This window comes from Streptacidiphilus sp. MAP5-3 (assembly GCF_041262505.1).
Classification (GTDB): domain Bacteria; phylum Actinomycetota; class Actinomycetes; order Streptomycetales; family Streptomycetaceae; genus Streptacidiphilus.
The window spans coordinates 37,322-62,620 of the sequence record NZ_JBGCCL010000003.1 but is presented as its reverse complement, the minus strand read 5'-3'; the positions used below and the strand labels follow the sequence as shown (position 1 = coordinate 62,620).

The window sequence follows — 25,299 nt, the reverse complement described above, 5'->3', positions numbered from 1 at the left end:
CATGGCACTCGTGGTGGTCGGCTCCGCCAAGGGCGGTGCCGGGGCGACGGCGACGGGGCTCGGCTTGGCCGCCATGTCGGGCGACGGACTGGACGGCGTGTTCGTCGAGGCGGACATCCTCGGCGGTGACGTGCAGCTCCACTTCGGGGTCCGGGACGCGCCGGGTCTGGTCTCGCTCGCGGCTGCGGCGCACCGGTCCGGGCTTTCCGGGGCCCTGCTTCGCGAGCACGCGCAGGCGCTGCCCGGTGGCGCGCTGGTAGTGGCGGCCCCGGCGGCCGTCGAGCAGGCGGGTGCGGCGGTGGAGTTGCTGGACTCCGCATGGTCCGAGGCCGAGTTGGACGACGTGCTGGTCTTCGCGGATGCCGGTGCACTCGCTCGGCACCCCGCGCCGGGGCTGCTGGCGCGGGCGGACGCGGTGGTGCTGGTGTGCTCGGGGTTGCCCGCGTCGCTGGCGCACGCGGCGGACGTCGCCTCCCGGTGGACGGCGACCGGGAAGCCCGTGGTCCTGGCTGTGCGCGGTGCTTGTTCCTACACGCCGGAACGGCTCTCGGCGCAGCTGGATGTGAGCGTCTGTGCGCTGCTTCCGGAGGACCCGGTGGACGCACTGCTACTGCGCGGGGCACGTGTTCCGCCCCGGGGCCGGTTGCCGTGGCGGCGGCCGGACCACGCGCTGATGACCGCGCTCAAAGCGCTCCATACGAGCTTGCTAGACCTCCTTCCGCAGGTCATGGACGCGGGCGTTGATCCCGCGGCCACTGAGCCGGTCGCCATGGCGGAGCCGCTGGATCAAGCGATGACCGCCCTGGGCCGCTGAACCGCGCCGTCGATCCTCTTCCCCAACCTGAAAGACGTTCATGACGATCCAACAACCAACGCTTCCCGCACCCGGGTCGGTCCCACCGGAGGGTGAGGAGTCGAGCCTCGCGGACGAGCTGCGGTCGCGAGTGGCGGCCCGACTCGTCACAGCAGCGCGCCAACGAGAGGCTTCCGAGCTGGCGTTCTCGCCGGTCGAGCGGCGCTCGCTGGGACAACGACTGCTCGGCGAGGAACTGGAGATGGAGACCGCACAACGGCTGCTCCGGGGCGAGGGAGCGCTTGCCCACGAGGTGGAGCAGCGGGTTCTGCGCCGCGCCGAGGACGCGCTGTTCGGCCTGGAGGGCCTGCAGCAGCTGCTGGACGATCCGGAGATCGAGAACATCGACGTGATCGGGCACGACCAGGTCTTCGTGTGCTACGCCGACGGACGGCGGGCGCGCCTGGGAGCGATCGCCTCCTCGGACGCCGCCTTGGTCGAGCTGATCCGCGAGGTGGCCGCGCGCAGCGGGCAGGAGGAGCGGCGCTTCGACCGGGCGGTGCCGAGGTTGAACCTGTGCCTGCCGGACGGCTCGCGGCTCTTCGCCCTGATGGCGGTCTGCGAACGCCCGGCCCTGTCCGTCCGGCGACACCGGTTCCCTCAGGTGTCGCTGGGCGAGCTGCGCGGCCTGGGAATGGTGGACCGGGAAGTCGAGGAGTTCCTGCGGTTGGCGGTGCAGGCGCGCCGCAACATCGTGGTCTCCGGCGGGACGAACGTCGGCAAGACCACGATGGCCCGGGCTCTCATCTCGGAGATCGATCCGGCCGAGCGCCTGGTCACGATCGAGGACACCTTCGAGCTCGGAGTGCACCTCGACGGCCGCCACCCGAACACGGTCGCCCTCCAGGCGCGTGAGGCGAATCTTGAGGGCGTCGGCGCGGTCGACCAGGCGGAGCTGGTGCGTTGGGGGCTGCGCATGTCGCCGGATCGCGTGATCGTCGGTGAGGTGCGCGGCGCCGAGGTCGTGCCGATGTTCAACGCGATGTCCCAGGGCAACGACGGGTCCATCTCGACGGTTCACTCCTCGTCCTCCCGTGGGGTGTTCACCAAGTTCGCCGCCTACACCGCGCAGGCGCCGGAGCGGCTGTCGCTGGAGGCAACCAACCTGCTGGTCGCCTCGGCCGTGCACTTCGTGGTGCACCTGGAGCGCGACACGGACGGTCAGCGCTGCGTCGCGTCGATCCGCGAGGTGGTCGGAGCGGACGGAGTCCACGTGGTGTCCAACGAGGTGTTCGCACCGGGACCGGACCGCCGGGCGGTCCGAGCCTGTCAGCTGCTGGAGGAGACACAGGCGCTCTTCGACCGCGCCGCCGAAACTTCAGCAACGGGGCACGTGCGCACGGGTCTTGGAGCTGGTTCGACCGGGATCGGGTGGTCGATGTGAGCAACGTGGACCCGTGGGCGCTGGCCTGCGCGGGCGGGCTCGCAGGCGGTGTGACCTTGCTCGTCTCGGCGCTGACTTCCGCCGCACCCGCAGGCGAAGGACTACGGGCGCGTGCCGCCGATTGGTTCGAGCGGTTCGGCGGCGAGCGCCCCGGTCGGCGCGTGCTGGGCGCGGCGGCTGGCGCCGGGGCTGGGCTGGTGCTCACCGGCTGGCCGGTGATGGCTCCGCTCGGGGCGCTCGCCGCCTGGAAGCTGCCCGCACTGCTCGGCCCGGACCGGCGTTTCGACGAACGAGTAGCCCGGATCCAGGCACTGGCGTCCTGGACGGAACAGCTGCGGGACACCCTGGCCGCAGCGGCCGGGCTGGAGCAAGGCATCCGTGCCACCGCCGAACTCGCCCCAGCCCCGTTGCGCCCGTACCTGGCCACCCTGGTCGTGCGTCTGGACTCCTGCGTGCGGCTTCCCGACGCGCTGACCGCCTTCGGCGAAGAGCTGGCGGACCCGGTCGCGGACCTGGTCGTGATCGCGCTCATCGGGGCCGGCGGGCGTCAGGCGGGCCGACTCGGCGAACTACTGACGGCGCTGGCGTCCGCCGCTCGGGCGCAAGTGACGGCCCGCGTGAGGACAGCCGCTTCCCGGGCACGGATCCGCACCGCGACCCGGGTGATCACGGCAACCACGCTGCTGCTGGCGCTCGCGCTCAGCGTCATCAACCATGACTATCTGGCCCCGTACCAGACGGGCACCGGACAGTTGGCGCTGCTCGGGGTCGGCGGCCTCTTCGCGCTAGGTCTGCACTGGATCGCGAAGATCGGGTCCTTTCCCGAACCACCGCGCCTGCTGCGCCGGACTCCCAAGGGCGCGCCGCAGGGCGAAGGAGGCGTGCGGTGATCCTCGATCTGCTCTACGCCGCGGGGATTGCGCTCGGCGTGTGGCTACTCGTCGTCGCCCTGCAACCTGCCCGTGAGGACGCCTTGAGCGTGGCGCTGGCTCGGCTTGCACCTCAGCCCCCACAACCGAACCCCAAGGTCGAAACTCCGGGAGCGACGGAAGGCGAGGGCTGGGCGGTACGGGCAGGACGTCCGCTTGTGCCGCTGCTTGTCGCGTGTGGCCTCCCGGGGAAGCGGACGGCCGCTGACCTGACGACACTGGAGATCAGTCCGCAGCGACACCTGGCGGAGAAGGCGACCGGTACGCTGGCCGGACTCGTCCTCCCGTACGTCTGCGTCCTGCTGCCTGCACTGCTCGGAGCTGCGGCCAGCTGGTCACCCTGGGCGTGGATGTCTCCGGTGCTGGGCGCGGCTGGATTCCTTGCTCCGGACCTGACCGTCCGCGCTCGTGCGAAGGAGACCCGGGCCGAGGCGCGCCACGCACTGTCGCTGTTCCTGGAGCTGACCGTGATTGCGCTGTCCGGCGGGGCAGGCGTGCTGCAGTCCTTGGAGCAGGCGGCGGCCAGCGGACAAGGCCCGGCGTTCGCCGACTTCCGCCAGGCGCTGACCGAGGCGGCGATCACCCGCACCCCGCCGTGGGGCCCACTCGCCCGGCTTGGACAGCGCCTCGGCGTTGGCGAGTTGGAGGAACTCGCCTGCACTGCGCAGCTCGCCGGGAGCGAGGGTGCCAAGGTCCGGGCCTCGCTGACCGCCATGTCCGCCTCACTCCGCGTGCGCCTGCTCGCCGACGACGAGGCCCACGCCAGCGCCGCCACGGAACGGATGAGCCTGCCCGTCGTACTGCTCCTCGCCGGCTTCCTTCTCTTCATCGGCTTCCCGGCCGCAGTGAACGCCTTCCGCGGCCTGTAGCCATCCACTCCGATCCACGAACCAATCACAGGAAGACCCCCGCCAATGACCGAGTTCCTCTCCGCCGCCGCCCTGCGCGCCGTCAGCCGCACGCACCTCGCCTGTCGCACCGTCAAGGCGAAGCTCACCGCCTCGTCCGACCCAGTCCGGCGGAAGCCCGCCGACGGCGGCTACAGCACGGAGATGGGCGTGATCACCGCCCTGCTCGTCCTCATCGCGATCGCGGTCGTCACCGCGCTCGGCAACAAGCTGATGGCCAAGGTCAACTCCATCAACATGTAGCCAACTCCCAAGCCGCACAAGCAGTCAGGAATGGGAGAGAGATATGAGGTTGCCCGGAGGGCGGACGATCACGGCGCGGCGTCCCGGAGAGCCGTCGGACCGGGGCGCGGCGACGGCCGAACTCGTCGTCGCGATGCCGCTGTTGCTGCTGATCCTGCTCGGGATCGTTCAGTTCGCAGTCGCCGAGCACGCTGAGCACATCGCGCAGGCGGTCGCCGACCGGGCACTCGCCGTCGCCCGGGCCGAAGGAGCATCCGCAGGCGACGGGCGCAACGAGGCGAGTGCACAGCTGGCTGCGCTCGCCGGCGGGAGCCTGCGCAATCCGCAGGTCGACGTCACCCGCGACGCCGACCGTGTCCGCGTGGACATCAGCGGAGTGGCCACCGCCGTGATCCCCGGCGTGCACCTGCACGTCAGCGCGCAGGCCGACGGCAGCGTCGAGCAGTTCACCACGCCCACCGCGTCGGGAGGATGAGCCGGGCATGGCCCCACCGCAGATCCACAGCAAGCAGGCTGACCGGGGCTCGGCCAGTACGGAACTGGTGCTGGTCACCCCGCTGTTACTCGTCCTCCTCCTGGTGACCGTTGGCTTGGGACGTGCTGTCTCCACCCACCTGGAGGTCGCCGACGCTGCTCACCAGGCAGCCCGCGCCGCCTCCCTGGCCCGGACTCCGGACCAGGCTGTCACCGCGGCGCAGCAGACCACGGCGGACGCGCTCAACCGCGGCGGCCTGGCCTGCCGCGATCCGCGAACCCAGGTGGACACCAGCGACTTCATGCCCGGCGGAAAGGTCACCGTCTCCGTGTCATGCACGACCGCACTCACCGATCTCGGCATCCCACTGCCCGGCGTCCACCACACCAGCACCAGCACGGCGAGCAGTCCGCTCGACGCCTACCGGGCAATCGGAAACGCCCCGTGAGCCGCCCACCGCGCCTGCGCCGGTTCCTGGACGGCCGTTCCGGGGATGACGGCATGGTCAGCGCCTTCACCGCGATCGTGTTCGTCACGCTGCTCGGATTCACCGGTCTGGTCGTCGACGGGGGACTCGCGCTCACAGCCCGCGTCCAAGCACTCGGCCAGGCCGAAGACGCCGCCCGCGCGGGCGCCCAGGCTCTCGACCTGGACACTCTGCGCTTCGACCACGCCGTCCGCCTCAACCCCGCCCAGGCACAGCAGGCCGCCCTCGACTACCTGCACGGCACCGGTGCCACGGGCGAGGCGAGCGCCAACCAGACAGACGTCACCGTGACGGTCACCGTGCACACACCCACGCATCTGCTCATGCTCTTCGGAGTCACCTCGCTGACCGAACACGGCACCGCCACTGCCCACGCCGCCACCGGGACGAACTCACCGTGACTGCCCTTCGCCGCCGGTCCCGTCCGGCAGCACTCGTTCGCGCGACCTCCTCTGCGGCCCTCCTCGCCGGGCTGCTGATCGGCATGCCGTACGCGCTCACGCGCTGGGGCAGGGGTCTGCTGCCGGAGCATCTCAACCAGATCGACGAGGTCATCCGCACAGCCGTGCACCCGTTGCCGAGCACGGCGTGGACGGTTCTGGTGCTCGCGGGCTGGCTGATCTGGGCGGTCCTGTGCGGCACCACCGTGCGAGAACTGGCCTGGCACGCACGGCACCTGCCGCGCCTCCTGCGGCGAGGCGACCTGGCTCCCGTGGCCTCGCGCAAAGGGATCGCCGGAGTGCTCGTCGCGGCCATCGTCCTCGGCGTCCTCGCGACACAGCGCGCTCACGCGCAGACGCCCGCCGGGGCGATCCTCGCCCCCATGCCGTCCACTCGCGCCGTGGCCACCGCTCCCGCTCAACCTGGGCCAGCAGCGGCACACCGTGAAGACGCTGCCCCAAGCAACCTGGTGGTCCGTCAGGGAGACACGCTCTGGGACCTCGCCCGCCGCCACCTGGGCGACCCACTGCGCTGGCGCGAGATCTACCACCTCAACCACGGCGTCCCGCAGGCCGACGGTCGCACCCTGAGCGATCCCGACCTCATCTGCCCCGGCTGGACCCTGCAACTGCCCTCAAGCACCGTCCAGACGACGGGTGGTCAACCAGCACTGCCACTTGTGACGAGCAGCGCCCCGACGCCCGCACCGGTGCCGGTCACCGCCACCAGCGGTACTCCTCCGCCCATCAGCCCACCAACGTCCGGAAGAACCGCCACCCCGGAGCAACCAAGCCCGAGACCGTCCAGGCCGCAGCACTCGGCCCACGCCGCCACCAGCTCTTCAGGAGTCCACCTTCCCGCCGGAGGCGGCTACATCGACCTCGCCCTCCTCGCCGCGCTGACCGCCCTGGCGGGCAGGGCGCTGGCTCGACGGCGCGCCCGCCCGCATGCGCCCCGAGCCCCGCAGCCGTACGAGATCCCCGAACCGACACACCCCGAGGACGACCCGCTAACCTGCGCCCTCCGCCAACTCCACCGCCTGAATCCGAACACCCTCGTTCCCTCGGCCGGTACCCCCGTCGCCACGGACGAAGGCAGGACGCTGAACCTCGGCCAGCTTCTGGCCCGCGCCGCCGACCACCGCGTCGCGCTGACCGGCCCCGGCGCCGCCGATGTCGTCCGCGCGATGCTCGCCACCGCCATCACCGCGGCCGAGGCAGGCGAGGAACTCGTGATCTCCGCCCCCGAACTCTCCGAACTTGCACCTGCCCTGACGGGTGCCCAACTGCCTCGCCTTCACGTGGTCCCGGACGCAGGAGCGGCGCTCACCGCACTCGAGGCCCACGCCTTGAGAGCCGTACGGACCGCCGCTCAGACCGATGTCGGGCCACCCCCACGTCTGGTGCTGATCGGGGCGCTCTCGCTCGGGGAGCACGAGCGCCTCACCGCACTTCTGCGCGCCGACCAAGCCAATGTCATTGCGGCCGTGCACCCCGACCCTCTCCCCGGAGTCTGGGAGGTGACCGTCGACCCCGACGGTCACGCCGTACTCGACGCAGAATCAAGCGGGACGAACACTGAGCAAGCGGTCCGGTTCTTCCACCTTCGCGTCGAATCCGCCGAGACTCTTCTCCGTCTGGTCCGCGAGAACATCGCTCTGCTTCCGAAAACCGAAATCCGAGGCGGCTCAGATTCAGAGTTGTCCGAAAGGAAAAACGACGAAGCGGAAGAATTCGCAGAACCAATGGAGCCGCCCGACTCGGTCTCAGTGCCTTCCCGGGCGGAATTCCGCGATGAGCCGACGCTAGAAGAACCCGGTTCATCGGAAGCCGCAAACCCGCCGAGGGCGCCGGCGTCCGTCCTCTCCCAGCAGCCACCCACCCAGGGGGCACTCGTGGTAGCCCCGGTTCGGCTCACGTTGCTCGGCCAGCTGGCCGTGACGGTCCGAGGAGTGGCGTTGGAGCGTGGGGTGCACGGAAACGTCGGAGACCTTCTCGCCTACCTCGCCGTCCACCGGAACGGCAAGACGAAGGAGGCGATCACCACCGCGCTTTGGCCCGCCCAGGCCACGGCCGACGGAGCAGCCGCCACGTTCGACAACACCAAGAGCACCGCCCGTACCCTTCTGCGCTCCGCGCTGGGCTCGGGGCGCTCCCTCGCGGTCTTCGTGCAGGCTGGCGGGATCTGGCGGCTTGACCCACAGCTCTACTCCAGCGACCTCGACGACCTGCGGGAAGCCTTCCAACAGGCCCACGCCGCCGGCCACGACCGCGACGCACGACTCGATGCCTGCCGTCAGGCAGTGGCTTTGGCCGGAGGCGTGCTGCACGCTGCCAGCGACGCCGAATGGCTGGAGATCCACCGCGAAGACCTGCGCCAACGCACCCTCGACGCGCTGGCCGTCCTCACGGCACAGGCGGACCAGGATCCCGAGGAGACCCTCGCCTACCTGACCAGGGCGGTGGACCTCGACCCCTATAACGAGCAGCTCTATCTCCGTCAGGCTCGACTCCATGCCAAACTGGGCAGGCCCGAAGCGGTGCGCCGCACCCTCAACCTGCTCAAGCAGCGTTGCCAGGACCTCGGCGTCCGCACCACACCCGCGGTCATCGACGCATTCCAGCAGCTACTCGCCGGCCCGCGGCCGACTGCGGTGGCCGCCAAGCGCCCGGTTGCGGGGGCCTCCCGTCGCTGACACGTCGCTGGCGCGATCGCAAAACCCGCGCTGCAACGTGTCCCGTCGCCGGTCCCGTCTTGCCGCTCCTGCCTAGGGGCTCCAACACCCCGTCCTGCTAGAGACAGGACGCCCCCGCCGCGCGCATAACGTCACGTCAAATGGCCTCTTCTGGCGGCAGGAGCGGGCCAGACTCACCAACCGGGAGCCCAGCATCCCGGTCTTCGCCCGCGCGTACTCCGCCCGGCCGCTCGCAGCCCTTGCTGCCGTTCCGGCTTGTCCACCGTTCTTCGTTCCCCTCTCCCTCGTCGGCCGTTCGTCCTCTGCTGCCCCTGCGCCCGCGCCAGGCTTGGCCGGCGCTGCCGGCCCGCACGGGGCCGCCCCCGCGCAGAGGGCGCGGACGCCTTCCACGTGCGCCGGGGGCGCGAGGCGTGATCGATGCGCCCCCTTGGTCGCGCAACGCACCCCACGCGCCACCACCGAGGCCGTGCCTGCGATAGTGCGGCCCGCCGCCTGGGCCCGCGACACCTTCGGTCGCCGCCTCGGAATTACACGACCGAATGCGTCGTGAATTCGCGCGAATTCCAGCATTTTCCAGCCCCATTCCGACTCGACTCGTCGGCCCGACCCGAGCTACCTTCGAAATGTGCCCGGGGATGCCGGGCGGCGGCAAAAAGAAGGAAATGCCGCGAATTCCCCAGGAGAACTCTACTTGGGGACCAGTGCGCCCGAATTGCGGGCGCGGGAAAGGGAATGAGAATGGACAGCGCCACCACCGCCGACGGCGGCGGGACGACGGCCCGGCCCGGCGATCCGGTCGTGACCATCTGCCAACACTGGTGCAACGGCACCACCGCCCACGGGCACGACCCGCTGATCAGCCACCTGCTCGACCGGGCTGGGTTCCTGGCGGAGCGGTACTTCGGCGAGCGCTACCACCGCCTCCCCTACGACCTCCCCGACGGGGCCGCCGAGCGGATGGCCACCGACGCGACGCGGATGCTCCGCGCCTGCCACTACGAGGTCCGCATCGACCCCGGCCTCGGCCTGGATGCCACACCCGAGCAGCGCGCCACCGACTGGAACTGCCCGATCCACCCCGACCTGCCTGCGCTGCAGGCGAGTTGATCCCCCACCACCCCGACACCCCGCGAAAGAGAACTCGACTATGAGCAGCACCCCGACCAACCCCACCCCCGACGGCCCGAACCCGGCCCTGCGCCCAGGTGCGTATCGCCTGCACGAGCGGCTCGGCACCACCCGGACCGAGCTGCTGCAGCAGGTGAGCGGCTCGCCCGCACGCCTGGCCCTGGCCCGGCTGATCGCCGGTGCAGCCCGGGACGCCGACGCCCTCACTGACGCCCTGCGCAGCCGGATCGGCCACGCCCGCGACAACCTGGGCCGACTCGGCTCCGGTGGCCGCCTGACGGTACGGGGCAGCTTCGCCACGGTCATGGCCACCCTCGGGGCCGAGATCGACCTCCTCACCGGCCAGCTCGACCAGGCCCTGGAACACCTCGACGAGCTGATCGACGCTTACGAGCGCCTGACCGAGCCGCCCACGCCCACCGCGTCCGAGCGGTTGCGGATCCTGCCCGGGCCGCGCCGCTACCGCACCGCCGGGCCCTGCACCTGCGCCTGCACCCGGCCCTGCGGCTGCGGCCACGCCGGATGCACCGCCCGCTGACCCACAGCCCCGCACGGTGCCGTCCGCACGCGGACGGCACCACCCCACCCAACCGTCAGCACCAGGGAGTTGATGTCACCATGAGCAGTCGATCGATCATCGCGATCCCCACCGGTTCCGGGTTCTCCGGCCGCTACGTCCACCACGACGGCCACCCGAGCGTCCGCGTCCCCCTCCTCCTCGCCCTGCACCGGCAGCGGTTCGACGGCAACACGCAGGCGATGGCCGACCTCCTGGTCCACGACCACCCCGCCGGATGGGCCGACCTGCCTACCCTCACCCGCCTCGGCGGCTGCTACTGCCACGGCCCCCGCAACGACGACCCCCAGCTGCTGACCGAACGCCACGCCGACCCGCTGTGGCACGAGGCGGTCTACATCCTCCACCCCGACCACCTCCAGGTCCTGCCCGCGCACCCCTGTGGCACCCGCTGGAACCCCGCCTACGACATTGCCTGGACCGCCGACCCCGCCAGCCTCACCTTCTAACGCACCATCACCCACTGGCCCGGGGCGGCCGTCGCGCCGCCCCGCCCCTCCCGAAGGAGACACCCCGTCATGAGCCGACTCCACGACGCGCTCACCACCGGCCCCGACGACGAGGCGCTCGACTTTCCCCTGGTGACCGTGCGGCCCCGCTACCTCGCAGGCCCGGGCGAACCCGACGCCGCCCTGGACCGCCTCAACCTCCCTGGGTGGTCCTGGTTCGACGACGACGCTGGGAACTGCCACATCTTCTCCCCGTGCCAGCGCCTCTATGCCGGATTCCTGCCCGAAGCCGGCACTCGCGCCCGGCGCGAGCTGTGGCGGATCTGGGCCCGCGCCCACCGCACCGCACCGCTCGCCTGGTCCTTCGGCGCGGACGACCATATCCCCGCCGAACTGGTCGGCGACCTCGGCACCGCCCTCGCCCACGACTGGCACCACGTGCTCGCCGACGCGGACGCGGAAGGCGGCGAGCCGCCCGCGTTCCTCACCGGAACGGGGGACACCGACCAGGTGTGGACCGTGCTTCACGACTGCGGCTGGGTCGTGATCGGCGGCGGCCCCGACGGACGCGACGCCTTCGCCCCCGATGGCCAGGCCCGCCTCTCCCACCGCCCCCACCCCGACGGCACACCTGGGCGGCGCGCCTGGACCGCCACCGCAACTCCGGGACTGGACGGCCAACCGGTCTGGACCGCCACCTTCACCGCCCAAACGCCCGCACACTACATCGCGGCCTTCGCCGCCGCCCTCGCCGACCCCGATGGCCTGATCCGCGAACCCCACCAGCTCGACCGCCGCCTCTGGCAGGGCCAGCACCTCGACCTCACCCGCACCACCGACACCCGGACCGGCACACCGGCCTGACCCGCTGCCCGCACAGGGGCCGCCCCGCCAAGGCGGCCCCACCCCTCCAACCCGCTACGGCCAGCACCACCCGCATGGAAGGGAAACGCCCGCGATGGCTTCGTCCGGCCCGAGGACCCGCCCCGGCCACCTGCGCGCCCAGGTCGCCCGCGCCTTGGAACAGCACGCCCCCACGGCGCTCAGCGTGACCGAGCTCGCCAAACTGCTTGGTCACTCCGGCGGAGCCGTCGGCAACGCATGCCAGGCCCTCCACGCGCGCGGACACGCCCAGCTTGCGTCCGCCAACCCGCGCCGCTACCAGGCCACTTCTACCACCGCCACGGTGGCAGCGAACACACCCGCACCGCCCTGCACGCCGCCGACCATCACCATGCCACCGCAGTCCAACGCTGCTCCGGTGTCGGGTGCAGCGGCTCCGGGGCGTCCCGACCCGATCGTGCGCCCGAACGGGCAGACCTACCGCCCCAGGTCCCTCGCTGGGCTGCCCGACGTCGAAGCCCTGCGCCGCCTGCGCGCCGCCAACGTGCCAGTCCTCCTCTACGGGCCGCCCGGCACCGGCAAGACCTCCCTGATCGAGGCCGCCTTCGACGACCTGATCACCGTTGCCGGAGATGGCGACACCACCGTTGCCGACCTCGTCGGCGAATACACCCAAACCGCAAGCGGTGGCTATGAGTTCCAGTACGGGCCGCTGGTAACGGCAATGACCGAGGGCCGCGCTCTGTTGATCGACGACGCCACCCTCATCTCGCCGAAGGTGCTCGCCGCCCTCTACCCCGCCATGGACGGCCGCCGCCAGATCCAGGTCAAGGCCCACAAAGGAGAGACGGTCAAGGCAGCCCCCGATTTCTACGTGGTAGCGGGTCACAACCCTGGGGTCCACGGCGCGGTCCTCACCGAAGCTCTCGGCTCCCGCTTCAGCGTGCAGATCCAGGTCGGATCCGACTACGACCTCGCTCAAGCCCTAAAGATCGACGGACGCGCGGTGCGGATCGGCCGCCACCTCGCCGCCCGCCAACAGGCAGGCGACCTCGGCTGGGCACCCCAACTGCGAGAACTCATCGCCTTCCAGAAGATCGCCGACATCCTCGGCCCCGACACCGCCTTCGCCAACCTCGTCGGCATCGCACCCCTCGAGGACCGCGACCTGATCACCGAGATCGTCACCAAGGCCGTCGGACGCCCCGTCACCGCACTCACCCTCGGCCGCCAACTCTGAACCCCTGCTCCACGCTTCACCAGAAGGAGACCCGTTGCGATGACCGGTCACCGGCACGTCCACCACGCCCCGCCCGCCCAGTCCGCCACCGATGCCGACCTGGACCGGTGGTCCGATGACGGCGGCACCACCCCTACCCCGTCGGCGCGGACCGCCGACCTGGAACGCCACTGGCTCCGGGTCTCCGCCGCCCTCACCGCCCGCCTGCCGGACCTGGCCGGACGCGACGACATCATCGTCACCTGCGAACACACCACCCGCTCCGGCGCACCCGCCGCCTACTTCCCCACCCTCGCCAGCATCGAGGTCTCCACCCACGTCTTCAACCCCCTGCACCCAGCCCGCATCCGGCCTGAATTCCCAGGCGACGAGGACCGCTACCCGACGGCGTGGGGCGCGCTCGTCCACGAGGCCGCCCACGCCGCCCACTCCCTCTGGACCACACCCACCCACCTGCTCGGCACCGCCCTCGACGACGCCGCGCAGCTCCTGGAGGAATCACGCGCCGAACGCGCCCACCTCGCCCAACGTCCCGCCGACCGCCGCTACCTGCGCGCCATCGTCCGCCAGCTGATCCTCGACGCCCTCGCAACGAGCCCGCCCACGAGCCGCTGGCACACCGCCCACGCCGCCGCCCTCGTCCTCGCCCGCCGCGACGCCGGAATCCTCGACCCCGACGAAGCCCAACCCCTCCACGATCTCGCGGAACAGGTCCTCGGCCCCGACCTCCTGGCCGAGCTGACCCGGATCTGGCATGACGCGCACACCACCGGCGACACCGACGCCGCCGCCATGCTCGACCACGCCCGCGCCTGGTGCGACGCCCTCAACACTGACCCCACCACCCCGCCCCCGCCCGCCAACAACAGCAGCGGGAACGGCTCGGTGAGCGGGCCCGGGACGCTGGCCGACGCCATCGGGCAGGTCACCGGCCACATCACCGAGAACGAGCGCGCTCAGGCCGCCGCCGAACGCGCTGCCCGAGCCGCCAGCGCCCGCCGCAGCGACGCCAAGGCCGAACAGGCCGCCCACCGGCGTGAAGCCGCCGCCACCGCCAAGGCCGTCTTCGCCCCCGGAGCCCGCCCCTACACCCCCGCAAGCACCGCACGGAAGGGGCGACCGGCCCGCTCGCCGATCACGGGCACCCGCCCACCGAGGCCTGCCGAGCAGCGTGCAGCCGTCCAACTCGCCCGCGCCCTCCGCGCCGCCGCCTACCGCGAACGCACCGACACCGTCAACACCAGCACCGCACCACCCGGCCGCCTCAACATGCGCGCCGCCCTCGCCCGCACCGCCCAACAAGCCGCCGGAGCAACTCCCACCGCGCAGCCTTGGACCAGCGTCCAGCGCCGTCACACCCCCAACCCGCCGCTGCGCGTCGGCGTCGCCGTCGACATCTCCGGCTCCATGGCCGCCGCCACCGCGCCCATTGCGTCGGCCGCCTGGATCCTCGCCAAAGCGACAGCCCTGACCGACCCCGCCTCCCGCGCCGCCACCGTCGCCTACGACTCCCACCTCACCGCCGTCACTGCCCCGGGACGAACCCCCACCCAGGTCAGCGAGTTCACCGCCACCGGCGCAGGCCACAGCCTCGCCGAAGCTATCGACGCTCTCACCGCCGGACTCGACCTCACCCACCCGGGCAGTGCCCGCCTCCTCGTCATCGCCTCCGACGCCCGGTATCACCCCGACGAAACCACCCGCGCCACCAAGCGCATCAATCACTTGAACACGAGCGGCTGCGCCGTCCTCTGGCTCACCTTCCACCAGAACACCACCCCGCCACCCGGCGTCACGCTCCTCGAACTCGCCAACCCCGCCGACGCCATCAACGCCATCGCCCACGCGGCCATCACGGCGTTGTCCCACACAAGTTGATCCAAGACGCCTGCAGCGCGGTCCCGTTGGGACAGCACCCCGGCCACGGGCCCGCACGGTTTCTTGTCCGAGGCCGGGACTTCAGTGGCCGGCGGTCTTCCCGGCGCCCCCCGCGCGACAGCAGTCCGGCATCGCCGCCTCTCGCCAGGCTCGGCGCCACCACTCGACCGACCGCGCGCTGAACCGCAGGGCAGCAGCACACCACCTCCTCGGGGAGCGTGGGTGCGGGAGACGGGCCGCAGAGCTGGAGGGCGCGGTCCCGCACCAAGTCCCGCCATCTAGCTCGACGGCTTGCTGTGAGGGATGCCGGTGCTCACTCTGGCATCCGAGATGTGCTTCGGGACAGAAGGCCGGAGTTCGAGCCAAGGCCGTGCGGCTGAGTTAGGACAACCGCCTGGACGACTGCTCACCAACTGAGTGATCCGGATGCTCAACCAGCGGTGACGGAGTCGACCAGTGAGGCCTCCATCGGCTGCCTAGTTCCGCCTGTCGGGTAGACCGAGGCAGCCCTGGCAGAAGATCTCGTCTCAGGAAGGGAGCAGGTCACGCATCTCCAGCAGGTCCCCAGGCTGGCACTCCAGAGCTTCGCACAGCCTGGTCAACGTCGAGAAGCGGATGGCCCGCGCTCGTCCGTTCTTGAGCACCGACAGGTTGGCGTAGCTGATCCCGACTAGATCGGGCAGCTCTGAGAGCGTCATGCCGCGCTGCTCCAGCAGGCGATCGAGATGGACGACGATGCCGTGATCCTCTCCCATTAGATGACCCCGTCGAGTTCCGCGCGCATCTCGTGCCCCGTCCGCACGATGCGAGCGAAGGTCAGAACACCGATGCCCACAAGAAGTAGGACCCAGGACAGGTGCCAAAGCTCCATGACCGCGGAGAAGCCGAGGTGGTACTGCGTCAGGCTCGCGAGGAGCTGTCGGTTGGCGATCGCCTGCGCAAAGCTGGTGGCCAGCTCGCCGCCGATGAGTGACCATCCGAGGATCCGCAGGCGTCGCGCCACCTTGAGGGAGTAGACCCCTTCGTGGTGTGCCGAGTCCAGGAGGCGCACAACCAGGGCGAGGCCCAGCAGGAGGAACAGCATCGGGGTTGCCTCGGCGACTGTGCGCAGAGTGGTCTGGCCGGTGCTGGGGTGTTGGGCGCACACATTGAACGTCTCGGCGAAGCTGGTGCCGTTCGTATGAAGGCCGGCCAGGGCGGCTCCACTGCCCTGGAAGTGGAGGAGGTCGGCTGGCGCGTCCAGGCACGCCGGAGAGGGGGTGCCCCATCCGTAGAAGTTGTTGAGGCCGAGGACCGCGAGCAGGCCGGCCAGGACTACGAGTGCCACCAGAGCCGTGAAGGCAGCTCGGGACGGGGTGCGCAGTGGTTCGGTTGGGTTGCTCTGGGCGGGAGATTCCACGATGCCCATACCTGCCTGCCTGTATCGTTTTTCGATATACTCGACCGTAGGAGTCCGGCCCGGAACATGTCAACCCCGCTTGGGTGCCGGGCAACGGCGGGGTCCATGAGCCCCTTCGGCCGTCCCACTTCCACTGGGACGGCCGAAGGTCTTCAACTGCACTGGCAAAGCGATTAGCTAGGGACGCCAGGTCGCCCCGTCAGTAGGGAGTGGTGTACGAGAGTTGGCCGTCCACGGTGCACCAGATTCGGGTCGCGTGTGAGCCCCCGATCGGGATGCTCTTGACCACGGCGCTGATGTTGAAGTCGTCGCCGGCGTTCATCTTGCCGCCGCTGGCGATCGTCGCGCCGTTGTTCCATGTCCCGCACCAGGTGACCGAGACGACGTAGAAGATGCCGCCCGAGTCGTTGCAGTCCAGGTAGTCGTTGGCGACCCAGCCGCCGTTGAACTCGAACTGTGCACTGACCGACTGGTGCCAGCCTGTACAGCGGTAGAGGACGGAGCACTGCTCGTCCGAGGTCACGGCCGTGTACCAGACCGTGGCCGGCGCGTACGCGGTGGCCTTGCGGATGTGCATCTGCTTCGGGCCGACGTAGATCGTCTCGGTGTTCTCGCAGGACTTCCCGGCCTTCAGCTTCGGGTAGGCCTTCGCGAGGGACGCGCACTCCGACGCGGGCGCCGACACCTTGAACGTGTAGGTGTGCGACTTCGAGTCCGGCGTGACGTGGGAAAGGCCGACGACCTGCCCCGTCGGCATGGTCACCAGGGTCGGCTGCTGGATCGTCACCGCCGGGACGGCGGAGTGGGAGGCGGGCGTGGCGGCTGCCGCGCTCGCCGGTGCTGCGAACGCGGCACCGAGCAGCAGGCCGAGTGCTGCGATCGGGACGCGCAGATGCTTGAGTGGTGGGCGAATCACTGAATCTCCCATACTGGATAGAAGTGCGGGGAGTTCGTTCCGCATGCGGGGTCCGGAAAGCTCTCCGGAGAATCCAATGAAGCTGATGCAGATTCAACTTCCCTTTGGCGCGCTGGAATCTACCAGTACTTGCCTTGTTCGCGTCAATGACTCTCATTACTCAGGTACGCATACCCAGGCCCGACTCCGCTTACGGCGCCGAGGGCACAGGCGGAAAACGAAGGGATGCAGGCCAGTTGTCTAATGAAGTCATCCTGGTCGAGTGCCTGGCATCGTGCGCCAGGGCGTGCTGGGGCGGCGCCGGGTCCGTAGAGGCGCGGCAGATACCGGATCTTCCTGGCCATAAGGTGTCAATGGTGGCAAATAAAATAGATCCCCTACTGTGCCGATGAAGGCAACCTCACGGGGCGGGCTTGAGGACAACTGCAGGGATACGAATCAATTGCATATCAACCGCCATGCTGCAGCGGTCCATTCGGTAGTCCGTGCAGCCCGGACGTAGCACCGCAAATGACGAACGCTTGGGGCGGCATCATCAGACGCCGCCCCCTATACGTACCCGCCAGGCTCTGTGCGCAGGGCTCCGAGGAGCTGCGGCGATGCGGTTACTGCTTGAGACGGTAGGTTCGGGGCTTGCTGGTGACCATCTCGGCCTGCCCGAGGTTGACCAGAGTGACCAGGGCATTTGCGACGGCACCGGAGCTGCGGCCCAGGGCGCGGGCGATCTTCGTGGGCGAGGTGGGATCCTCCGAGTGGCATTGGAGGTAGTCGAGGACCAGGGCTCGAAGGCCGCCCTGTCCCAGTCGACTGGCGGGCTGCGGCGCTACCGGCTCGTGGGTGGCTTCAGCGGACCCGTTGCCCGCGTCGTCTGATTCCGGCGTCTCGATCTCGGAGCCTCCTTCCGCCGCGTCGTCATGCGTGACGGTGCTTGCATGCCCGGGGTCTTCTACGCGGTTGGAGGCACTCGGGACGTTGTGGTTCGACTCGTTGCCCGCACCGGCGGTGTCGCTCGCAGTGTCGTTCGGGTGCCAGCGATCGGGCTGGCGGCCGTTGTGGGCGAAGGTGCCGCGCTCGCGGTGGGCGAGCTGTGCGCTTTCGAGCGCGACGAGGATCTTGGAGACGGTGGATCGGCCGAGTCCCGTGGTCTGGGCGAGCTCTACGGGTGTCTGCCCGGGTTGGGTCCGTAGGGCTGCATAGACGGCGGCGGCGTTCTGTGCCAGGCCGTCCGGCATGACGGCGTTGCTCGTGGGCGTGCTGGACATGGGAGTCCCCTCCACTGATCGAAATGGATGCCATGGGTTCCCGGCCGGGAGTGCCCGCGCGGTGGCCACCGCGGCGCTTCGGGCGAATCCATGGACGCTCTGTATCGGCTCAATTGCAAGTGGGCTGGGAATCATCACCGCTGGTCAGCCTGGACGGGTGGCGGCAATCGGATGTCCGATCGACTCGGGGCGCACCAGCGCGCCGGTGTGCGGGGCGTCGATCATGGTGGTGGCGTTGACAGCGATGCCGACGTGGTGGATCGCGCTTGGGCTGGAGCCGAAGAAGACGAGGTCGCCGGGCTGGAGCGCCGCTCCGGCTGGGAGTTGGGGGCCGTGGTCGTACTGCTGTTGTGCGGTGCGCGGGAGTTGGATGCCTGCTGCGGCGTAGGCGGCCTGGGCGAGGCCGGAGCAGTCGAAGGCACGGCCGGGGTCTTCGGCGCCCCACTGGTAGGGAACGCCGATCTGGCTGCGGGCGTAGGCAAGCGCCCTGGCGGCACCACTGCCTGGAACAGTCGCTGCCGCGGTGTAGGCGGTGGCGTACCGCCGGGCGTAGCGGAGGACTTCGGCTTCGTAGGCGTCGGAGTCGTTGTAGGCGTGGAGTGCGTGGTCGATGCTGGCCGGGTCGTGGGTCATGCCGTTGGCGCAGAGCAGGCGGGCGGCGGCGTAGACGGCGTCGACGGGGTCCCAGGGCGTGGGCGGGTTCGCGCCGCCGGGCGGGGTCGGGTGGTCGTATTGGGCGAAGGTCGTCGCCTCGAACTGCATGGGCCCGAGTGCTCCGGCGGTCGAGACCTGGTCGTGGGCGCGGCCGTGGTCGGATTCGGCTTTGCCGATGCCGGCCAGGATGGTCCAGGGCAGGCCGGGGCAGGTGGGGGCGGCCTGCTGGTAGAGGGCGAGCATGGCGGGCGGGATGTCGGCGCCGGAGGCGGCTGTTCCCGCGCCGCCTCCGGCGCCGATGAGGGCGAGCGGTCCGGTGGCCACCGCCGTGGCGATGGTGACGGCAGTGGCGGCTGTGACGGTGGCGAGCAGCAGCGCGCCGAAGCAACCGACCGCGGTGCCGCCCGCCACCTTCAACTCGGCGGTGGCCAAGGCGATCAGCTCTGCCGCAGAAGACCGGCCGTCCATGCGTCGGTGGGTGGCAGCGGGTTGGGGGCGGGCAGCGGGGAGGGGTCGGGCACGGGTGAGGTAAGCGTGGTGGGCTGGAGCGCTGTCGGCCACACGGTCGGGAGGTCGATCAAGCGAGCACGGCGGGTGGGCACGCCTACGGGCAGCCAGACCGCTTCTCCGGGCCGGTAGTCGGGGCTGCCGTCGGCGGGCAGGTCGCGCGCGGTGGTGGCGACCGCGATGCTGGCCAGTGCGTGGTGGCCGGTGAGGCGTTCGCGGAGGTGTGCTTCGCGGCGGTGGCTGTGCAGGGTGAATGCCACGAGGGGGCGGATTCCGGTGGTGAGGGCGAGTTCGGCGTAGTCGTCGAGCTTGGCCACCACGCGGGTGAGCGGTTCGGTGCCGGTGTCGTACTCCAGGAAGAACGCCACCCGCCGCGCGCCGTGGACGAGTTCGCCTTTGGCGTCGGGGCGGGCGAGGTCTCCCCAGATGCGGGCGCAGCGTGCTTCTGACCACCACTGTGCCAGTCGGCTGTGCTCCGGTGGGTTCGCAGCGAGTCGGGCGAAGAACTGGGCGACGCCGAGGTTGTGCAGGAGTTCGGGGTTGTAGGCGGTGCGGGTCGCGAGTTCGGGGTGCCAGCCGAGGGCGGCGGGGGTGGTGGCGTGGCGGGCGGCGAGGATCTGTGCGCCGACCTGGCCGAGGACGTAGGTCTCGGGTGCCGAGCCGACGGGGAGGCGCAGCCGGAATGAGTCGAGCAGGCCGAGGCGGTGCAGGGTGGCGAGCCGTCGGTTGGCGGTGCGGTGGCCGGTGTAGGCGAGCTCGGTGATGTGATGGCTGGTCAGCGCGGTGTGTTCGGCGAGCATGTCGAGCAGCCACAGGTCGCGCGGGGTCAGGCGGGCGGCGAGCGCGGCCAGGGGAGTCCGACGGCGACCGGACGTCGGGGCGGCGGGGGCGGCGCTGGACCCTCGGCGGACGGTGACGGCGGTGGGCACGGCGGAGGTGCGGCGCGGCATAGGCGAACTCCCTACGGGTTGACGGAGGTCGGGGTGGCGGCGGGTCCGAAGCGGGCGCGGGAGGCGAGGCGCACTTCGGTGGCCCGGCCTGGGATGCGGGGCGGCAGGGGGCGTGTGGCCAGGGTGAAGGCGGGGGAGTCGGCGTGGTCGACGACGAGCCGGACGGCCGCCTGGAACGCGCCGAGGTGCGCGAGGTCGTGAGCGAGGAGCTGAGGCGAGGTATGGCGCTCCAGTTGCCTCGCGTCCTCGGGCGACGCGTTGAAGAAGATCTTGTTGCGCGCGTTCGCGGAGATGCCCTCGCGGAGATCGGACGGGAGTTGGGCGAGGTTCTGGTGGGCGAGCGCCAGGGAGAGCCGGTAGCCGCGGGCTTCGGCGAGCATGTCCTCCAGCGGGTATGGCAGGTTGAGGAAGTTGTGCGCCTCGTCCAGGACGAGCGAGCAGTCCAGCCGCTGCTGCTCACCAGCTGCCGCACGGCGGGCGGCGGCCTGCCAGGTCTTGGCGACGACGAAGGAGCCGAGGAGTCGGGACGTCTCCTCTCCGAGCACGCCCTTGGGCAGGCGGACCAGCGCGATGCCGCCGTCGAGCACGGAGTCGAGGTGGAAGGTGGACGGGCCGGCGGCGATCGTGTCGGAGACGAAGGTGCGCAGCAGGAAGGCGCGGAGCTTGTTCATCAGCGGGCCAGTTGCTGCAGCACGGGAGGGCTCGGACAACTGCTCGTACCAGTTCCAGAAGCCGCGCAGGGTCTTGTCCGCACCGGCCAGTCCGGCGACTGTGCGGTGCCGGTAGACCGGTTCGGTGAGCAGGCGGGGGATGTCGGCGAGGGTGACGTGGGCGCCTGCGGTGGCGGAGGTCATCAGGGTGAGGCAGGCGGCGCGCATGACATCGTCGGTGCGCGGGCCCCAGAACGCGCTGAAGATGCGGCGGAAGATGCCGACCAGGTTGTCCACGACGACATCGGCCTGGTCGCGGCTGCCTTCCAGGACGTTCAGGCGCGGCGGCGGGGCGTGGTCGCCGGGGTCCAGGACGACGGTGCGGCCGGTGGCTTCCCCGGGCAAGCGGGCGAGGATGTCCAGGACGAGGTCGCCCTTGGGGTCGACGACGAGGACCCCGCGGCCCTTGGCGACGTCGTCCAGGACGAGGTTGGCCATGAGAGTGGACTTGCCAGAGCCGGTGGCGCCGACGATGTGCAGGTGGTGTCGCGAGTCCGGGATGTGCAGCCCGACGGCGCGGTCGGGGCCGGTGTCGGCCCGGCCGAGCGGCTTGGCCCCGGGGCCGGGCACGGGAACCTGGACCGGCGGCAGGACCGAGCGAGCGCCGGCCCTGCGGACGCCTGGCGCTCCGGTGTCGAGGGGCAGGTGGGCGACGCAGGCGAGTTCAGTGACGGACAGCAGGTCGCCGCGCAGCGGGAAGTGACGCTGCGCCATGGCCTCACCCGGGTTGCGAAGCCGGTGGCGGGCGTACCAGTTGCGACCGGAGTGGACGGCGAAGGCCGAGGCGACGGCGTGCGCGCGACCGCGGGCCCGGGCGACCGGGTCCAGCACTCCGGCTTCCGTGTCAGGCGGGTTGGCGGGGACGGTGACGGCGTAGCGCACGCAGGTCTCCCACTGCGGGCCCACGGCCTTGGCCAGAGCAGCGCGCAGCTCGGCGGCCTGCTCCGGGTCCCGATGGGCGGCGGTGGATCGGGACGGCTGGTGGGTGAGCAAGTCGAGCACCCGCCCGACCCGGGACGGCGCGGCTGAGCCCTGCCGCAGTGCACGCAGGCGGGTCTTCGCGCGCGCGGTGCGGTGTCCGGTAGCCGGGCGGGCGAGGACCTGGACGACGGCTTCTTCGTCTTCGGCGAGCGCGAGTCCTGCTCCTAGCAGTGGGCGCAGTGGGTCGGCGTCGTGTTCGGTCCGGAGCGGAAGGATCTCCGGTCGGGCCAGCCGCAGCACTCCGCCGGTGACCTCCATGGGCATGTTCGGCGAGGCCTTGCGCTGCGCGAGGCCGCGGGTGTGGGAGCCGGGCCAGGCGGCCTCGACGGCTCGGCGTAGCAGGACCTGCGGGATCTGGTCCGGCGCCCACAGCCGCACCTGCAGGCCGGCGCGGGTGAAGTGGTACTCGAACACGAGGTGGGGCTGGAGTCCGATTGCCCGCTTCCACCACGGGCGCAGCAGGCCGACCAGGTGTGCCCACAGCGCGTGGGCTCCGGCCTGGTCGACGACGGGCGGGGCGAGGATCTCCAGCAGGTGCCCGCAGGCGGTGAGTTGGCGCTGCTGGCGGCGGTGCAGTGCGCGCCGCGCCCAGGTGGCGAGCGCGGTACCGCCGAAGGCAGTGGGCAGCGCGACGGGCCAACCGCGGGTCGCGGTGTCGGCCAGGACGGCGGGGAGGCGGGTGAGCGGGCCTGCGGGGTCCAGGAGGTAGGCGACCAGCCCACCGCTGCCGCTCATCGCTCACCACCGGTGGGCGTTCCGGCGGCGAGCTGGTGTTCCGCCGGTGAGGCGCAGGAGCGGAACGCCGCCCTCCTGCCGGGGCCGGCGCACAGGAGCGCATCACCTTGCTGTGCGGACAGCAGGTAGGCGGCCTCGCCTGCGGAGAGGCTGAACGCGTCGGCGATCGCATCGATGGCCTGTGGCGCCTGACGCAGCAGGATCTGGGTCGCGGCGTTGGCGACGACGGCTTTCCCCAGGTCTGTGGACAACAGGTCAGCGGCGTCCTGGGTGACGACAGCGAGCCCCGCGCGGTGCTTGCGCAAGGACTTGGCCATTCGGAACAGGAAGCGCGCGCCTTCCCCGTCACGCATCAGCAGCCACGCCTCGTCCACGACGACGAGGCGGCGTCGAACGTCAGCGGCGTTGGTGGCGGCGCGCCAGATGCGGTCCAGGGCGAGCAGGATCGCGGCGGGGGCGAGCTCGTCGGGCAGGTGGCGCAGCGAGTACACGGTGAGGTGCCCGCCCGGCGACTGGGTGGTCGGTGCTTCGAAGAGCTCACGGTGGCTGCCCGTGGTGAACGGGGCCAGCCGTGAGGCGAGTGCGGCCGCGGCCGGGACCGGGCTCGCCGTAAGTGCCGCCTGGACATCGGCGAGCAGTGGGGCCGGGCGGGTATGAGTGCGCGGGTCGGCGGTCATGCCGGCGCTGCGGTAGGCGTCCAGGATCGCGGTGTCCAGCAACGCCTTCTCCTCGCCCGTGAACTCGGTGCCGAGGAGCGTGGTGAGGAAGGTGTGCGTGAACAGGGCTCGCCGCAGCAGTGCCTGGTCGCCGTCGGCGGGGTCGAGGTCGAGCGGGTTGAGGTGCACGCCCGGCTCGCCGAGGCGGATAACGGCGCCGCCCACGGCCTGGGCCAGGCGCGTGTACTCGTCCTCTGGGTCGACGACGAACGCCTGCACGCCTTGGTAGAGGGAGCGGAGCAGGTCCAACTTGGTCAAGTAGGACTTGCCCGCGCCGGAGCAGGCGAGGGTCACTGAGTTGTGGTTGTCCAGGCTCCATCGGTCCCACAGCACCAGTCCGGTGCCGCCGGTCCCGTACAGCACACCGTGTCCGGCGTCTGGGAGGGGCAGGTCGGGGCTGGAGAAGGGGAACGCGGCGGCGAGCGCGGCGGTGTCGAAGGTGCGATGCGCCTCCAGCTGGTCCACGCCCAGGGGCAGGCAGGTGGTCCAGCCTTTGAGGGCGCGCCAGGTGGCGGGCTGTACCCGCAGCAGCATGGATTCCGCGATCGCGCGGACCGCGCTCACCTCGTCCGCGAGCGCGTCCAAGTCGGTGGCGTAGACGGTGAGGTAGAGGCCGACGCGGAAGAGCTTTCCCTCGCCGCGGGCGACGCGCCAGGCGAGTTCGGCCGCGTCGATGGCGGCGGCCTCGTTCTCCGGGTCGTCCAACCGCCCGTCGCGGTATCGGGCACGGCGAGCCGAGTCCAGCCGGGCACGCTGCTTGCGCAGCCGGTCCCCGGCCACGGCTGCGGGGACCGGGGTGATGTGGAGGCTGACGTCGAGTCGGCCGGGATAGGTGAGCAGCGGGTCCAGCCATCCGGGGGCGACCTCGGCCGGGTAGGCCGTGGCCAGGAGGGTGGCGGCGATCTGGTTGCCGACGGACAGGCAGCGCGGGGTCACCTCGACGCTGTCCGGGCCGAGTTCCAGCCGGTTTGCATCCAACGGGCGGACGTGGTCGGCGGATCGCCGAAGGGTGCTCGGGGTCACTGATCTCCTCGCAGAGCCGGGGCGGTGACGGGCTGATGGGGCAGGGCCGGGTTTGGATGAGCGGGAGCTCCTGGGTCGCAGGCCGTCTGGAGGACGGAGTACATCTCCGCGGGGCCGAGCGCGGAGACGGTGGCCTCTGCGGCTCCCAGCAGTTGGGCTGTCTCTGCGGCTCGGGCGCGCAGCCTCGTGGTCGCGGCCGGATCTCCTCGTTCCTCGCGGTGGACGACGAACACCTGGCGCGCCAGCAGGTCCCGGGTGCGGCCCAGTTCAGCCAGGTAAGCGGCGTGCTCGCGCGCGGCGTCTTCCAGGAGCGGGTGCGGCAGCGCGGGCGCGTTCTGTTCCAGGGCGGCGACGAGCGGGGTCAGGTCGGCCGGCTGAGTGCGAACCAGGATCTGCGCCGGCCCCGACAGCGCGTTGAGCCACCGCCCGAACGCGCCCACCAACGCCCGCTGTTCGGCGTCCGTCCGTAGGGCAAGGTTGACGCTCGCCACACGGGCGAGCACAGAGCAGCCTCCTGGATGAAGGTGGAGCAGGCCGTGCTCGTCCACGTCGGTTGCTGGAAGCGGCAGCCGCGCCAGCGGGGTTTCGGCACGCCCGGAGGGGACGAGCCGCTTCGGGCTCGCGCGGTGGCGCAGGGCAGCGGCGAGCCAGCGATCCATCGACAGTCCGTCGCGGCGGGTGAGCACCGCCGCCGCCGAAGCCGCGATCACCGGGAGCGCGACGACGCCGTAGGCCAAGGGCGGGACGCCGACGCACTGCGCCAGCTGCCAGGCCAGCCACAGAGCGACGGTGACGGCTGCGAGTTGTGCGGCCTGGCGGGCGGTCAGGTTGGCCAGGAGCCGGTCCTCGGTGTCGACGGCGGGGATCTTGACCAGCTGGTCCCAGGAGGGAGGCTCGGCATCTCTGCGACCCAACG

Annotated in this window: 24 protein-coding genes; 15 read left to right on the top strand and 9 right to left on the bottom strand. The window is 71.0% G+C overall.

All coding sequences use genetic code 11. From position 1 onward, the window contains the following. Position 1: 1 nt before the first annotated feature. The 15 genes from ABH928_RS06715 (at position 2) to ABH928_RS06645 (ending at position 14,530) form a co-directional block, all read left to right on the top strand. Positions 2-814 carry a hypothetical protein gene (locus tag ABH928_RS06715; protein WP_370063118.1) on the top strand — a complete coding sequence of 271 codons (813 nt, stop codon included), beginning with the start codon at positions 2-4 and terminating at the stop codon, positions 812-814. A gap of 241 nt (positions 815-1,055) precedes the next feature. Then, entirely contained in the window at positions 1,056-2,237 is a 1,182-nt protein-coding gene (locus tag ABH928_RS06710; RefSeq protein ID WP_370063116.1) for a CpaF family protein, read from the top strand. After that, the gene (locus ABH928_RS06705; RefSeq protein ID WP_370063114.1) at positions 2,234-3,127 is read left to right on the top strand and encodes a type II secretion system F family protein; all 894 of its coding nucleotides are present in this window, start codon (positions 2,234-2,236) and stop codon (positions 3,125-3,127) included. Before ABH928_RS06710 ends, ABH928_RS06705 begins: the two co-directional genes overlap by 4 nt. Then, complete coding sequence (locus tag ABH928_RS06700) at positions 3,124-4,035, top strand: type II secretion system F family protein (RefSeq protein WP_370063112.1); 912 nt, start codon at positions 3,124-3,126, stop codon at positions 4,033-4,035. The genes ABH928_RS06705 and ABH928_RS06700 overlap by 4 nt, the downstream gene beginning before the upstream one ends. 45 nt (positions 4,036-4,080) lie before the next feature. Beyond that, on the top strand, positions 4,081-4,317 hold the full coding sequence (locus ABH928_RS06695) for a hypothetical protein (RefSeq protein WP_370063110.1): 237 nt from the start codon (positions 4,081-4,083) through the stop codon (positions 4,315-4,317). 43 nt (positions 4,318-4,360) lie between these two features. Beyond that, positions 4,361-4,792, top strand: coding sequence for a TadE/TadG family type IV pilus assembly protein (locus tag ABH928_RS06690; RefSeq protein ID WP_370063108.1), 432 nt, complete (start codon positions 4,361-4,363; stop codon positions 4,790-4,792). Between the two features lie 7 nt (positions 4,793-4,799). Then, positions 4,800-5,240, top strand: coding sequence for a TadE/TadG family type IV pilus assembly protein (locus ABH928_RS06685; RefSeq protein WP_370063106.1), 441 nt, complete (start codon positions 4,800-4,802; stop codon positions 5,238-5,240). Beyond that, positions 5,237-5,680: a TadE/TadG family type IV pilus assembly protein gene (locus tag ABH928_RS06680; protein WP_370063104.1), complete on the top strand. Its 444-nt coding sequence runs from the start codon at positions 5,237-5,239 to the stop codon at positions 5,678-5,680. The genes ABH928_RS06685 and ABH928_RS06680 overlap by 4 nt, the downstream gene beginning before the upstream one ends. Continuing rightward, entirely contained in the window at positions 5,677-8,415 is a 2,739-nt protein-coding gene (locus tag ABH928_RS06675) for a LysM peptidoglycan-binding domain-containing protein (protein ID WP_370063102.1), read from the top strand. Before ABH928_RS06680 ends, ABH928_RS06675 begins: the two co-directional genes overlap by 4 nt. Before the next feature lie 738 nt (positions 8,416-9,153). Further along, positions 9,154-9,522 carry a hypothetical protein gene (locus ABH928_RS06670; protein WP_370063100.1) on the top strand — a complete coding sequence of 123 codons (369 nt, stop codon included), beginning with the start codon at positions 9,154-9,156 and terminating at the stop codon, positions 9,520-9,522. A 40-nt stretch (positions 9,523-9,562) separates the two neighbouring features. After that, positions 9,563-10,081, top strand: a complete 519-nt coding sequence (locus ABH928_RS06665) for a hypothetical protein (RefSeq protein WP_370063098.1) — start codon at positions 9,563-9,565, stop codon at positions 10,079-10,081. An 80-nt stretch (positions 10,082-10,161) separates the two neighbouring features. Beyond that, on the top strand, positions 10,162-10,569 hold the full coding sequence (locus tag ABH928_RS06660; RefSeq protein WP_370063096.1) for a hypothetical protein: 408 nt from the start codon (positions 10,162-10,164) through the stop codon (positions 10,567-10,569). Between the two features lie 69 nt (positions 10,570-10,638). Next, a complete protein-coding gene (locus ABH928_RS06655; protein ID WP_370063094.1) occupies positions 10,639-11,433 on the top strand; it encodes a DUF317 domain-containing protein in 795 nt (264 codons plus the stop codon). Positions 11,434-11,527: 94 nt separating this feature from the next. Next, complete coding sequence (locus ABH928_RS06650) at positions 11,528-12,652, top strand: AAA family ATPase (protein WP_370063092.1); 1,125 nt, start codon at positions 11,528-11,530, stop codon at positions 12,650-12,652. Positions 12,653-12,691: 39 nt separating this feature from the next. Continuing rightward, on the top strand, positions 12,692-14,530 hold the full coding sequence (locus ABH928_RS06645; RefSeq protein WP_370063090.1) for a hypothetical protein: 1,839 nt from the start codon (positions 12,692-12,694) through the stop codon (positions 14,528-14,530). Between the two features lie 527 nt (positions 14,531-15,057). On the opposite strand, the gene ABH928_RS06640 is transcribed toward ABH928_RS06645, so the two are convergent. The 9 genes from ABH928_RS06640 to ABH928_RS06600 form a co-directional block, all read right to left on the bottom strand. Further along, on the bottom strand, positions 15,058-15,285 hold the full coding sequence (locus ABH928_RS06640; RefSeq protein ID WP_370063088.1) for a helix-turn-helix domain-containing protein: 228 nt from the start codon (positions 15,283-15,285) through the stop codon (positions 15,058-15,060). After that, a complete protein-coding gene (locus ABH928_RS06635; protein ID WP_370063086.1) occupies positions 15,285-15,857 on the bottom strand; it encodes a DUF2975 domain-containing protein in 573 nt (190 codons plus the stop codon). Before ABH928_RS06635 ends, ABH928_RS06640 begins: the two co-directional genes overlap by 1 nt. A 271-nt stretch (positions 15,858-16,128) precedes the next feature. Beyond that, the gene (locus tag ABH928_RS06630; protein ID WP_370063084.1) at positions 16,129-16,845 is read right to left on the bottom strand and encodes a hypothetical protein; all 717 of its coding nucleotides are present in this window, start codon (positions 16,843-16,845) and stop codon (positions 16,129-16,131) included. Between the two features lie 605 nt (positions 16,846-17,450). After that, a complete protein-coding gene (locus ABH928_RS06625) occupies positions 17,451-18,107 on the bottom strand; it encodes a helix-turn-helix domain-containing protein (RefSeq protein ID WP_370063082.1) in 657 nt (218 codons plus the stop codon). A gap of 144 nt (positions 18,108-18,251) precedes the next feature. Next, positions 18,252-19,229, bottom strand: coding sequence for an NlpC/P60 family protein (locus ABH928_RS06620; protein WP_370063080.1), 978 nt, complete (start codon positions 19,227-19,229; stop codon positions 18,252-18,254). After that, a complete protein-coding gene (locus ABH928_RS06615) occupies positions 19,199-20,218 on the bottom strand; it encodes a replication-relaxation family protein (RefSeq protein ID WP_370063078.1) in 1,020 nt (339 codons plus the stop codon). The genes ABH928_RS06620 and ABH928_RS06615 overlap by 31 nt, the downstream gene beginning before the upstream one ends. Before the next feature lie 11 nt (positions 20,219-20,229). After that, a complete protein-coding gene (locus tag ABH928_RS06610; RefSeq protein ID WP_370063076.1) occupies positions 20,230-22,644 on the bottom strand; it encodes a type IV secretory system conjugative DNA transfer family protein in 2,415 nt (804 codons plus the stop codon). Beyond that, positions 22,641-24,383, bottom strand: coding sequence for a VirB4 family type IV secretion system protein (locus ABH928_RS06605; protein ID WP_370063074.1), 1,743 nt, complete (start codon positions 24,381-24,383; stop codon positions 22,641-22,643). The genes ABH928_RS06610 and ABH928_RS06605 overlap by 4 nt, the downstream gene beginning before the upstream one ends. Next, positions 24,380-25,297, bottom strand: coding sequence for a PrgI family protein (locus ABH928_RS06600; RefSeq protein WP_370063072.1), 918 nt, complete (start codon positions 25,295-25,297; stop codon positions 24,380-24,382). The genes ABH928_RS06605 and ABH928_RS06600 overlap by 4 nt, the downstream gene beginning before the upstream one ends. Positions 25,298-25,299 lie beyond the last annotated feature (2 nt).